The sequence below is a fragment of the Stenotrophomonas sp. LARHCG68 genome, from assembly GCF_052871705.1.
In genome coordinates, this window is sequence record NZ_JBIXJV010000003.1 from 82,026 (window position 1) to 93,863 (window position 11,838).

General features: G+C 69.2%; 8 protein-coding genes. 6 read left to right on the forward strand and 2 right to left on the reverse strand.

All coding sequences use genetic code 11. From position 1 onward, the window contains the following. Positions 1-26: 26 nt before the first annotated feature. On the reverse strand, positions 27-5,294 hold the full coding sequence (locus ACIPR8_RS11490) for an ESPR-type extended signal peptide-containing protein (RefSeq protein ID WP_446541128.1): 5,268 nt from the start codon (positions 5,292-5,294) through the stop codon (positions 27-29). A gap of 209 nt (positions 5,295-5,503) precedes the next feature. After that, a complete protein-coding gene (locus ACIPR8_RS11495; protein ID WP_225591575.1) occupies positions 5,504-6,427 on the reverse strand; it encodes an AraC family transcriptional regulator in 924 nt (307 codons plus the stop codon). A gap of 517 nt (positions 6,428-6,944) precedes the next feature. On the opposite strand from ACIPR8_RS11495, the gene ACIPR8_RS11500 reads away from it, so the two are divergent. Genes ACIPR8_RS11500 through ACIPR8_RS11525 form a run of 6 tightly spaced genes read left to right on the forward strand, consistent with a single transcriptional unit; the run spans position 6,945 to position 11,837 of the window. Further along, positions 6,945-7,115, forward strand: a complete 171-nt coding sequence (locus tag ACIPR8_RS11500; RefSeq protein WP_132864433.1) for a Flp family type IVb pilin — start codon at positions 6,945-6,947, stop codon at positions 7,113-7,115. Between the two features lie 19 nt (positions 7,116-7,134). Beyond that, positions 7,135-7,665, forward strand: a complete 531-nt coding sequence (locus ACIPR8_RS11505) for an A24 family peptidase (RefSeq protein WP_446541129.1) — start codon at positions 7,135-7,137, stop codon at positions 7,663-7,665. Further along, on the forward strand, positions 7,658-8,140 hold the full coding sequence (locus ACIPR8_RS11510) for a TadE/TadG family type IV pilus assembly protein (protein ID WP_192286256.1): 483 nt from the start codon (positions 7,658-7,660) through the stop codon (positions 8,138-8,140). The genes ACIPR8_RS11505 and ACIPR8_RS11510 overlap by 8 nt, the downstream gene beginning before the upstream one ends. A 25-nt stretch (positions 8,141-8,165) precedes the next feature. Continuing rightward, the gene (gene cpaB, locus ACIPR8_RS11515) at positions 8,166-9,218 is read left to right on the forward strand and encodes a Flp pilus assembly protein CpaB (RefSeq protein ID WP_446541130.1); all 1,053 of its coding nucleotides are present in this window, start codon (positions 8,166-8,168) and stop codon (positions 9,216-9,218) included. 47 nt (positions 9,219-9,265) lie between these two features. Next, entirely contained in the window at positions 9,266-10,555 is a 1,290-nt protein-coding gene (locus ACIPR8_RS11520) for a type II and III secretion system protein family protein (protein WP_192287253.1), read from the forward strand. Between the two features lie 10 nt (positions 10,556-10,565). After that, positions 10,566-11,837, forward strand: coding sequence for an AAA family ATPase (locus ACIPR8_RS11525; RefSeq protein WP_446541131.1), 1,272 nt, complete (start codon positions 10,566-10,568; stop codon positions 11,835-11,837). Position 11,838 lies beyond the last annotated feature (1 nt).

An 11,838-nucleotide genomic window follows, 5' to 3' on the forward strand; every position in this document is an offset into this window, starting at 1 on the left:
GCCAGGCACCGGCAGGTTGCATGCCATCACCACTGGAAGCCGGCGCCGACGGTCACGCCGCCATCGCCGCGGGTATTGGCCGAGCCGCTGAGCTTGTAGATCCAGCGCCCGCCATCGGAGACCCCGGACACGCCCACCGCCATGCTGGATTCGCCATGGAAGGTGCTGGCCGCGAACGAAGCCATGCGCTTGCCTGCCTCCGAAGGCTGCGGCAGGCCGGCCATCGCCATCGCCGAGGCGATGCCGGCCGAGGCGCGGTCATCCACGCGCTTGATGTCGCGCGAGATGCTGTTGAAGCGCTGATCGGTGTAGTTCCTGGACCAGTCCATCACGTCCCCCATGCCCTTGTTGAGTTGTGCGACGTTCACCGCATCGGTGGGTGCCACGCCGGTGGCCACGTTGTGGATCACCGTGGAGGTTCCGGCCTTGCCCATGGTCACGCTGGCGTAGTTGGTGCTGCCGTCGGTGTTCTTGTCGTAGCGCACCGTGCCTTCCTGCGATGCCTGCAGCTGGCGCAGGTTGACCGCATCGGTGGCCTGGCTGCCGTCGGCGACATGGGTGACCTGGCGTTCGGCCCCGGTCGCGCCCACCGAGACGGTGTTGGCACGGTCGGCCACCGAGCCTGCGCCCAGCGCCACGCTGTTGGCTGCCGACGCGTTGGCGCCGTTGCCGATCGCCACCGCCTGGGTACCGCTGGCGGTGGCCTGCGGGCCGGCGGCGACGGCATCCTGGCCGGTGGCCGAGGCCGCCGCCTTGGTCGAGTTCACCGAGAAGTAGGCATTGCCCGCGCCACCGTTCTGGATGTTGTCGATGCGCTTGTTGACGTTGACGATGGAGCCGTCCATCACTGCCAATGCATCGGTCACGTTGTCCAGCACCTGCTGGTTGGTCCCGCCACTGGCATTGATCGAATTGACGGTGAAGCTCGCCGAGGACCATTGGCCGGTGGTGCTGTTGTACTGCAGGGTGCCGCCAATGGCCGAGGCGAGCGCCTCGTTGGTGGTGGCCAGCTGGCCGCCGTTGATCGCATCGCGGCTGCCGGCCACGACGCTGCCCTCGGCCACGTTGCGCACCGCCACCGCCGCACCGCTGCCATCCCCCTTCAGCGCGACCACGTTGGTCGGGTTGCCGGCGCCATCGGGGGTGTATTCCACCGCCAGCGGATTGCTGCCGGGGTTGGGGTTGGTACCGGTGGCCAGGTTGGCCAGCGACTGGCTGATCGAGCTGAACGCTGCGCCGATGTTGCCGAAGGTGGCCGAGGTCAGCTGCCAGTTCGCGCCGATTTCATTCAGCACGTAGGACGGCGCGGACAGCACCCCCGCCACGCTGAAGGTGGCGCCGCCGCCCAGGTAGCTCGCCATCGACTGGCCGATGCCGAACAGCTGTGCACCGTTCACCGCCTCGGTGCTGGTGGCGCTGAGCTGGCCCGCGGCCAGGTTCGAGACAACCGTGCCGTTCGGCGCATTGCCACCGCCCAGGGTCACATGGCCGTAGTCGGCCACGTCATTGGCATCGGTGTCGTACAGCACCGCGTTCTGCTCGATCGTGTTGATCTGCGACAGCGCGCCCTGCAGCTGGGCGAGGTTGACCGCGTCGGTGGCTTGGCTACCGGCCGCGACGTGGGTGATCTGCCGCTCGCGGCCGGCCGAGCCGACCGCCACTTCGCCGATCGAGGTCTGCGCCGCGGTGAGGCCGAATGCGCTGTAGTTGTCCAGTCCACCGCGGTCGGCATTGGACTTGTAGCCCATCGCCACGCTGTTGGCCTTGTTGGACGTTGCACCGGCACCGAGCAGGGTCTGTGCGTTGGCCGTACCCAGCGCACTGTCACCGATCACCACCGACTGGCCCTGGCGCGCGTCGTAATCGGCGGTGGGCACGCCGGTCATCACGCCATTGGCGTCGACGAAGACCTGGTTGGCGTTCTGCTGCGCCAGCTCGTGCCGCGCATTGGTGCCGATCACCACCTCCTTGGAGCCGTTGGCGTAGGCACCGTCGCCGATCAGCACCTGGTAGTCCTGCGCGGCCGGCACGGCCCAGCACTTGTCCTTGATGATCCCCACCAGGTTCAGGCAGTCCGACGCCCAGTCCGGCGCGCTGTCGGGAAGCAGCAGGCCCAGCAGGCCACTGGCCGCGCCGTTGTTGATGTTGGTGATGTAGCTGTCGGAGGTCACGCCACCGATCAGGGTCAGGTGCGAATTGCCGCCGGTGATGGCGCTGCCCGCGCCGTCGAGCAGTTCCCCCACCGGGCTGAGATTGACCACCGGCAGCCCTGCGACCTCGACGGTCGAATAGGCCTGCGCGAAGTTGACGTTGTTGATCGTCAGGCTGCCGTTCTGGGTGTAGCCACTGCCGCCGAACAGCGAGGTGGCAGTCGGCCCGATCAGCTGCCCGACCGTTCCCACCAGGCCACCGTTGCCGACCACCAGGCCGCTCGGGCCCGCCGGTGGCGGCGCATTCGAGGTGGGCGCCGGATTGCCGGTGAGCTGGCCGACGACATTGGACAACCCACCGGTCACGCCGCCGGTCACGCCCGTCAGCAGATTGGTCAGGCCATTGACCCCGGATGCCGAACCGGTGATCCCGCCCAGCGTGCTTCCGACCGCACCCAGCAGGGTGCCGGCCGTGGTGTTGACGGTTCCCAACGCGCTCTGCACGGTCCCGGTCAGGTCGCCCTGGGCGAGCGCGCCGGTCGTGTTCTGCAGGCCACCGGTCAGTGCGCCGACCGTGCCGCTGACGCCGTTGCCCAGTGAGGTTGACCCGGTGAGGCCGCCGACCAGTCCTCCCACTGCCGCGCCCGCCCCGTTGACCACCGGTGCGGCCCCATCCACCACGCCGTCCACCACACCCCCCACGCCGGTCTGCGCCACCAAGCCACCGGTGAGATCGACCACACCGCCAATCCCGTCGGTCACCGCCTGGCCCGGTGAAGTGGGCGTCGTGCCGCCGCTACCACCGCCCAGTTGGCCCAGCAGACCCGTCACCGCGCCGGTCAGTCCACCGACGACGTTGCCCAGACCGCCAAGTCCCGCCCCGGCGCCGCCATTCCCGTTGCCGCCGGCCGCACCACCCACCGCACCCAGCAGGGTCGAGACGGTACCGCCCACCGTCCCCACCAGGTGCTGCACGGTTTCCTGCACGTCACCTTGTGCCAATGCACCGGTGGTGTTCTGCAGCCCGCCGGTCAGCGTACCGACCGTGGCGGTCACGCCGGTTCCCAACCCGGCCGAACCGGTCACGCCGCCCACGACATGGCCCAGCGCGCCGCCCGCGCCATTGAGCACCGGCGCGACGCCATCGACCACGCCATCCACCGGCGTGCCGACTGCCGCGATCAGGCCATGGCCTGCGCCCTCGCCTGCACCACCGCCCGTCAGGCCACCCGTCAGGCCACCCGTCAAACCGCCGATCACGCCGGTCAACCCACCCAGACCGCCACCGCTGCCGCTGCCGCCGGCATCGCCGACCGCACCCACCAGCGTGGAGACCGTGCCCTGTACCGTGCCGGCCAGATGCTGCACCGTGCCCTGCACATTGCCTTGTGCCAACGCACCGGTGGTGTTCTGCAGGCCGCCGGTCAGCGTACCCACCGTGGCGGTCACGCCAGTTCCCAACCCGGCCGAACCGGTCACGCCGCCCACGACATGGCCCAGCGCGCCGCCCGCGCCATTGAGCATCGGCGCGACGCCATCGACCACGCCATCCACTGGCGTGCCGACCGCCGCGATCAGGCCATGGCCTGCGCCGCCGCCCAGGCCGCCGGTCAGGCCACCGATCACACCGGTCAACCCACCCAGACCGCCACCGCCACCGCTGCCGCCGGCATCGCCGACCGCGCCCAGCAGCGTGGAGACGGTGCCCTGTACCGTGCCGGCCAGGTGCTGCACCGTGCCCTGCACATTGCCTTGTGCCAATGCACCGGTGGTGTTCTGCAGGCCGCCGGTCAGCGTACCCACCGTGGCGGTCACGCCGCCCACGACATGGCCCAGCGCGCCACCCGCGCCATTGAGCACCGGCGCGACGCCATCGACCACGCCATCCACCGGCGTGCCGACTGCCGCGATCAGGCCATGGCCTGCACCGCCGCCCTGGCCGCCGGTCAGGCCACCGATCACGCCGGTCAACCCACCCAGGCCCGCGCCCTCGCCTGCACCACCGCCGGTCAAGCCGCCCGTCAAACCACCGATCACACCGGTCAGCCCGCCAAGACCGGCGGAGCCACCACCCGACGCGCCATTCCCCAGGCTGCTGACCACATGCGACACGCCACCGATCACCCCGTGGGTGACGTGGCCGGCCGCGCCGGTGAGCCCGGCGACGCCGGATGCCGACCCGGTGATGCCGCCCAGCGCGCTGCCAGTACCGTGCAAGGCCGCGGCGATGGTGCCGTCAACCGTCGCCAGTGCATGGTTGACGGTGCCGGCCACATGGCCCTGCGCCAGCGCGCCACTCGTGTTTTCAAGGCCGCTGGTGAGTGCGTCGACGGTGTGATCCACGCCCGCACCCAGCGCACCGGAGCCCGTCACTCCGGCCAGCACGCCTGCCGCCGTATGGCCGGTGCTGTTTGCCACCGGCGTCGCGCCGTTGACCACGCCGTCCACCAGCGCACCGATGCCGGCCCCCTGCAACAGGCCGCCGGTCAGTTCCTCGACCGCGCTGACCGTGGCGCCGGTCACCGCGCGTACCGGGTTGCCACCTTCTTCCTTGCCCGGCAACAGCACGTTGCCCAGCCCCAGCAGTCCGCCATGGCCCGGTGCCCCGGACGTCGGCGACGACACCTGCAGCAGGGCCGTGCCGCCCACGCCGGTCTTGATCGCGCCGGCCGCCGACGCCACCGTGGCCAGTGCCGCGGTTGTCGCCGATACCGATGGGGTCGCATGGCCATGCGTGGCGCGCGCGCCGACCGACAGTCCCGCGCCAATGCGGGTCGGTGCAACCTGCAACCGTGCCTGCACCGGCACCTGCACGACCACCGGCGCCGGCAGCTGCACCGCTACCGTCGCGTTGACGCGCGCCTGTACGCCGCCGACCGGTAGGGCGCTGGCGACGATGCTGTGCGCGTCGGTCTGGCTGTACTTGGCGACCAGCGACTGCAGGTCATCCAACCGCGCGTCGGTGGCGTGTGCCGCGCCGGCGAGCCCCAGGGCCAGCAAGCCACCGGCGCCCACCATGGCCACCGACCAGGGGGGCAACAGGCAGTTCGCGCCGCTGCGCTTGCCATGCGCCGCGGTCAGCTCCGAGCCGACCACGTAGGCGTTGAGGGTGCGGTTCCAGATCAATCGATAGATGCGATTCATGGCAGGGGCCTCTGGTAGGAACCGTCCCGGGCTTGGACGATCCGTTTGCGTGAGGCCAGTACAGCGCTGAAACACAACGTCCCTTACCCGCATCCGGCACATCCATGCCGGCAATTGGCAAAGCGTTGCGCGTTACCGGCAGTGCAATGCACCTATTCGGCAACGTCCCGCCAAGTTTGATGGACCGCACATTCCGGACGAACGTGCGCTCAGCTGTTCGAATAAGTGCCGCGCATGAGTGTTTCGCTGGGCAGTTCGCCGAACACGCGGCGATAGTTGTCGGCGAAGCGCGACAGGTCCCACAGGCCGCAGCTGAGCGCGATCGACTTGACCGACTTTCGCCCCGCGTCGGCATTGGACAGGCTGCGGCAGGCTTCGCACAGGCGCAGCATGGACAGGTAGCGCACCGGCGAGATGCCGACCAGCTCCTCGAAGGCATAGCGCAGCGCCCGCTCGCTCACCCCGGCCGCGTCGCACAGCTCCTGCATGTAGATGTGCCGGCGCAGGTTGGCGTACATCATGTCCTCGGCACGGCGGAAGATCAGGTAGCGCGCGCGCCGGCTGCGGCTGCACGAGACCCGTTCGGGCGAACCGTTGGCGACGATCTCGCGCACGTGCGCCTCGAGCATCGCGTCGATCTCGTCGCCGGATATCTCGCCTTCGCAGATGCGTTCGTGCAGCCCTTCGTAGTACGCCTGCAGCGGCACGTGCGTGCGCCCGCTGACCAACGGCACGTTGCCGCCTTCACCCAGTCCACCCAGGCGCGCGGCGGTGGCACGCTCCTCGAAGCGCTTGAGCGGCACCAGCACGAAAGTGACCTTGCTGCCCGCCCCCAACGCGAACTCGGTGACGCCTTCGGGCATGACCGAGATGATGTTGCCGGAGGTCAACGGCACCCCATGGCACCAACTGGCCTCGGCGTCGACGCTCTGCAGGCAGCCGAGCAGGCACCAGTCCAGCGGCAGCACGAAGCGCCCGCGTGCGCGCGCACCGATCTGGAAGGTGCACAGCAAGGCCTGGTCGTGCACGAACGAGGTCACCGCGGCCGTGGGGGGCTGGTCGTCCAGCAGCACCAACTCCACGTGACAGACGCGCAGGGTGCTGCCCAACGCCGCCAGGTCGAACGATTTCAATCCGTTCCCGTCCGCAATCGCATCCATGTCCACGCCTTTGCGGGATCCCTCTGGGATCCGCTCCAGAAGTCCGATTCCCCGTCTGCGGCCTGGCACCTCCGGCCGCAACCCCGTCACGCACGATCTGAAACCAGCAACAAAGCGTAATTCGCGTTTCCAGAGCATCCGCGTTGCGCGGCGCTTGAAGCGGATACTGACAAAAAAAAACGGCACGCTCCGTAAGAGCTTTATGTGAAATGGCGATTGACGTCACACATATGGAAAACATTTTGTTCTTGCCGAATATGCGCATGCATCGCGATGCGCGATTGCAATGATGCTCCCGGGCATGCCATGCGTGCCGACAGGGGAAAACAGCGGAAATAGGGGCTCGTAGGAGTTTTCCTTACACCCCCACGACCATCGACACTCCCGTCGGTGTCAGGCAGATCCCAATGACCTTCATCGGGCAGCGATGCCCATCTTTGCCCGGCTGCAGTCGGTGCAACACCGACACCGGGTCATCAGGGAGAACGCTATGAACGCTATCCGCAAGTTCCTCAAGCAGGAAGACGGTGTCACCGCCCTGGAATATGGCCTGCTGGCCGCCGTCATCGCCGGCATCATCATCTTCTTCGCGCGCGACGGCCTGACCGCGATCTTCACCACCGTGTTGGCGCGACTGGAAGACGTGGTGGCAGGCACCTGAGCCGGGAGGGCATCGCACCATGACCGCCGTCGGGCTGCTGGCACTGCTGCTGGGGTTGCAGGTCACGATCAGTGACCTGGCCGCCCGGCGCGTCTCCAATGGCGTGCTGGCCGTCACGTTGGCCCTGGTGTTGTCACTCCAGCTCAGCCACAACGCCGCACCGGTGGGGCTGGCAAGCTGCCTGGCCGGCGGCGTGCTGGGCCTGCTCGTGCTGCTGCCCTTCCATGTCATCGGCTGGATGGGTGCCGGCGACGTGAAACTCTTCGCCACCATCGGCTTCCTGCTCGGCACCAAGGCACTGCTTCCCATCTGGGTGATCGCCAGCCTGGCCGCCGGTGTCCACGCGCTCCTCGTCGTCGCGTGGCCCCTGCTGTCCAGCTCGGCACCCGGCATGCAGCGCAGGGTCGCCGGCTGGGGCAACACCGGCTGGATCCGGGATTGGCGGATGGACCTGCGTTCGACACGGCAAGGACGCCGTGGCATCCCGTACGCGGCCTACCTTGGCCTGGCGATGATCGGCTACGTACTGCAAGGAGCCAGCCATGGCTGATCGAGGACGACTGAAGCACCGGGGGCAGCGCGGCGTGGTGACGCTCGAGTTCGCCTTCATGCTGATGTTCGGCGTGCTGCCGCTGCTGCTGGTGACCTTCACCGGGGTGATGGTGTTCGCCGCCAAGCAATCACTGACGCTGGCCGCCGGCGAAGGCGCACGTGCCGCCCTGCGATACGGCGATACCGCACAACGTCGCAGCAATGCATGCCAGGCCGCCGCGCATTCGATGCAGTGGCTGCTGAACTTCTCCCGCGCCAGCGCTTCATGCAGCAATCCCAGCGCGGCGCCCATCAACGTGTCGCAACCGTTCGCCTGCACCTCCGATGCCACCGTGAAGTGCATCCGGGTCACCGCGTCCTACGACTACGACAGCCATCCGTTCATGCCCGGCACCGGCCCGCTGCTGGGCTGGACCCTGGGCCAGACCCTGCGCAGCACCGCAACCGTACAACTGGACCTCGGCGGCAACTGACCCACGCTCAACCGGAGCTTCAACGATGCCAAAGGCAATCCGCATTGCGGCCATCCTCCTGCTGGTGCTCGCCGGCATCCTGGCTGTACTGGCCTTTGGCCTTGGGCGACGCCCGCCGCCGGCCGAGGCAGGCACGCAGGCCAGCAGCGCGCCGGGCATCCCGCGCCGGGCGGTGGTGGTCGCCACCCGTGCCCTGCCCGCCGGCCAGGCCATCAGCGCCGCCGACCTGTCCACCACCGAGTTGCCGGTGCCCGCCGGCGAAGGCTTCGCCAACGTCGGTGACGTCACCGGGCGGATCCCCGCCGTGGCCATCGCCGCGGGCGCCATGCTGGTGCCCGGGCAACTGCTGCAGGGCATCGCCGCCGGCATCAAGCCCGGCGAGCGGGCGGTATCGGTGCCGGTCGACGAACTGGCCGGCGTCAGCAACCGCATCACCCCGGGCGACTACGTGGATGTCTTCATGAGCCTGCAGGCACCGTCCGAGGCCGGCGCCGGCCGCAATGACAACCCGCAGGCGCGCTTGCTGCTGTCACGGCTGCGGGTGCTGGGCTACGGCGATGACGACGTCGGCAAGCCGCACCCGGCCACGACGGCCAGCAGCGGCGACGGCGCCGCACCCGAACCCGGCAGCCGCGCCGAGACCATCGCCTCGCGCTCCGGCAGTTCCTCCTCCAGCGGCAGCAACGCCACCCAGGCACGCAGCGCGATCCTGGCCGTACCGGTGGAAGACGCCGGCCGCCTGCTGCTGGCCGCGCACAGCGGCAAGTTGTTCCTGGCCCTGCGCAACCCCGGCGATACCGCCTTGGCCGATGCCTCGATCTTCGTCGCACCGGCGCCGGTACTGGCCCTGCGCCGCGATCTCGACGCCGCGACGGCCAGCGCCGCCGAGCGTCCGGAGAACCAGGCCTACGCCGGCATCGACCTGCAGGCGCTGGCCGGCGACAGCCCGGCCAGGCCCGCGGTCACCGCCAACGCCACCCGCGCACCGGCGCGCAGCCGTGCACCGCGTGCCGCGGCCCGGCCGGGCATCGAAATCATCCGCGGGACAACACCGTCCAACCGCCTGTCTTCGCCTTGATCGGGGGATCCGCCTTGCTCCAGCGTCCGTACAACACCGCATCACTCATCGCTGTCCTGGCCCTGTCCAGCGTCGCATCGCTGGCGCTGGCGCCCCTGCAGCCGGCGCATGCCCAGCAGCTGCCGGCCGCCTCCAGCGTGTTGCTGGAGCTCAACGAGCAACGCCCCTGGAACCTGCCGGCCGGCGTGGAGCGCATCGCCATCGCCGACCCCTCCATCGCCGACATCACCCGGCTGGGACGCAACAACGACGCCCTGCTGGTCGGCAAGTCGCCCGGCAGCACCACGCTGCTGCTGTGGATGCGCAACCAGCCGGTGCCCTCGCGGATCCGCGTGGAAGTGCGCAATGCCATCCAGGGAGGCCTGCTCGGCGAGGGCGGCACCCAGGTCACCGTGCAGGGCGGCCAGGCGCTGCTGTCCGGCAGTTCCCCATCGCTGCTCGAACACGAGGCCAGCCGCAAGGCGGCGGCCTCGGCGGTCGGTGAAAAGGGCGCTATCAACGATGCCGCCACCATCGCCAGCACCGGCGTGGTGCAGGTCGAGGTGAAAGTGGTCGAGTTCAACAAGACCGTGCTGCGCCAGGTCGGCATCAGCTTCAAGAACACCAATGGCGGCTTCACCTACGGCATCAGCTCGCCCACCGGCAGCGGTGGCAGCAGCGCGTTGTCCTCGGCCTTCAACCTGGTGGCCAGTTCCATCCCCGGCGCGTGGAACGCCAACATCGACCTGCTGCAGAGCAACGGCATGGCGCGCGTGCTGGCCGAGCCCACGCTGGTCGCCCTGTCCGGCCAGAGCGCCAGCTTCCTGGCCGGTGGCGAGCTGCCGATCCTCGAACCTCAGGGCCTGGGCACCACCACGGTCACCTTCAAGCCGTTCGGCATCGGCCTGACCGTTACCCCGACCGTGCTGTCCGCCGATCGCATCGCGCTGAAGGTCGCGCCCGAAGCCAGCGACCTGGACTACAGCCGCGGCATCAGCCTGGACGGCACCCAGATCCCGGCCATCTCCACCCGCCGTGCCGACACCACCATCGAGCTGGGCGACGGCGAGAGCTTCGTGATCGGCGGGCTGGTCAGCAGCCAGCTGTCCTCGATGGTGGACAAGGTGCCGTTCCTGGGCGACCTGCCGATCATCGGTTCGTTCTTCCGCAACCTCAATTACAAACGCGAAGACAAGGAACTGGTGATCGTGGTGACGCCGCGCCTGGTGCGCCCGCTGGCGCGCGGCACCCAGTTCGCCCTGCCCGGCGAACGCGAAGCCCAACCCAACCTGCCGGTCTGGGGCTCCTGGCTGCTGCACCCGGCCAGCCCTGACCAGCTCCCCGGATTCTCACGCTGAAGCACTCCTCATGTCCTCGGTGATGCCGTTGCCGCAAAATCAGAGCAATACCGAACGCAAGCTGCTGCTGTATGCGCCGGACAACCGGCACATGGCCCGGCTGGGTGCCGTGCTGTCCGGCCACGTGGAGCTGCGCTGGGTCGACAGCCGAGACGTCAGCCCGCGTGAGCTGCTCGACACCGCACCGCCCTCGGCGGTGGTGCTGCTGGACTACTGCGGCGGCAACGCCTCCTATTCCACCGACATCGCCCGCCAGCTGAGTCACCTGGCCTCGTTGCCGGTGCTGATCGGCATCGGCACCACCGGCCCGGAACAGGCCACGCACCTGCTGGCGGCAATGCGCGCCGGGGTGCGCGACTTCATCGACGTCGACAACACCAGCGCGCAGATGCTGGAAGTATTCGACCACGCCTGCGCCACCCAGACACCGGCCCGCGCCAGCGTCGCCGCGCCGCCGGAACCGCAGCCCACCGGGCGCCTGATCGTGCTGCTGGGCGTGCGCGCCGGCGTCGGCACCAGCACCCTGACGACCCACCTGGGCGTCACCCTGGCCGAGCAGAATCCGCCCGCGCTGGACAACGGCCAGCCGCAGGGATGGCTGCTGTTGCTGGACCTGGGCCAGCCCTCGGCCGATGCAGCCCTCTACCTCGGCACCGAGAGCCACTTCAGCTACGAGGAAGCCCTGCGCAACGTCGAACGCATGGACCCGACCTTCGCGGCCAGCGCCTTCGCCCACCACCCCAGCGGCCTGGCCCTGCTCGGCACCACCAGCGGCACGCTGCTGAAGAAGCACGAACCCACCGCGCTGCTGGACCGGCTGCGCAGCGTGTTCCCGCTGACCCTGTGCGATACCGGCGGACTGCCGATCCAGCTGATGCCTACCTCGCTGCTGAAGAACGCCAGCGAGATCTGGCTGGTCACCGACCAGGCGATCGGCTCGCTGGTATCGCTGGACCAGACCATGCGCGAGCTGGAGCAACGCGGCGTGCGCGATGCCCGCCTGCAGCTGGTCGTCAACCGCTACGACCCCAATGGCGGCCTGGCCGACACCCAGATCGCGCAGCGCTTCAACCTGCCCCTGCTGGCGACACTGCCCGACCGCTCGCGCGTGCTGCGCTCCTGTGCCGGGCTCGGGCGCCTGCTCACCGATGCGGCCCCTCGCGACCCGTACCTCAAGGCGCTGCTTCCCCTGCTGCAACGCATCGACCGCCGACGCGCGGGGCCCGCCGCCCCGACGCCCACTTCCCCGCTGGCGCGCCTGGCCAGCCTGCTCGGTAAATAAG

Coding starts and splice junctions, on each gene's coding strand:
- cpaB (WP_446541130.1), top strand. CDS start 8,166: ATGCCAAAGGCAATCCGCATTGCGGCCATCCTCCTGCTGGTGCTCGCC.
- ACIPR8_RS11500 (WP_132864433.1), top strand. CDS start 6,945: ATGAACGCTATCCGCAAGTTCCTCAAGCAGGAAGACGGTGTCACCGCC.
- ACIPR8_RS11525 (WP_446541131.1), top strand. CDS start 10,566: ATGTCCTCGGTGATGCCGTTGCCGCAAAATCAGAGCAATACCGAACGC.
- ACIPR8_RS11505 (WP_446541129.1), top strand. CDS start 7,135: ATGACCGCCGTCGGGCTGCTGGCACTGCTGCTGGGGTTGCAGGTCACG.
- ACIPR8_RS11510 (WP_192286256.1), top strand. CDS start 7,658: ATGGCTGATCGAGGACGACTGAAGCACCGGGGGCAGCGCGGCGTGGTG.
- ACIPR8_RS11490 (WP_446541128.1), bottom strand. CDS start 5,294: ATGAATCGCATCTATCGATTGATCTGGAACCGCACCCTCAACGCCTAC.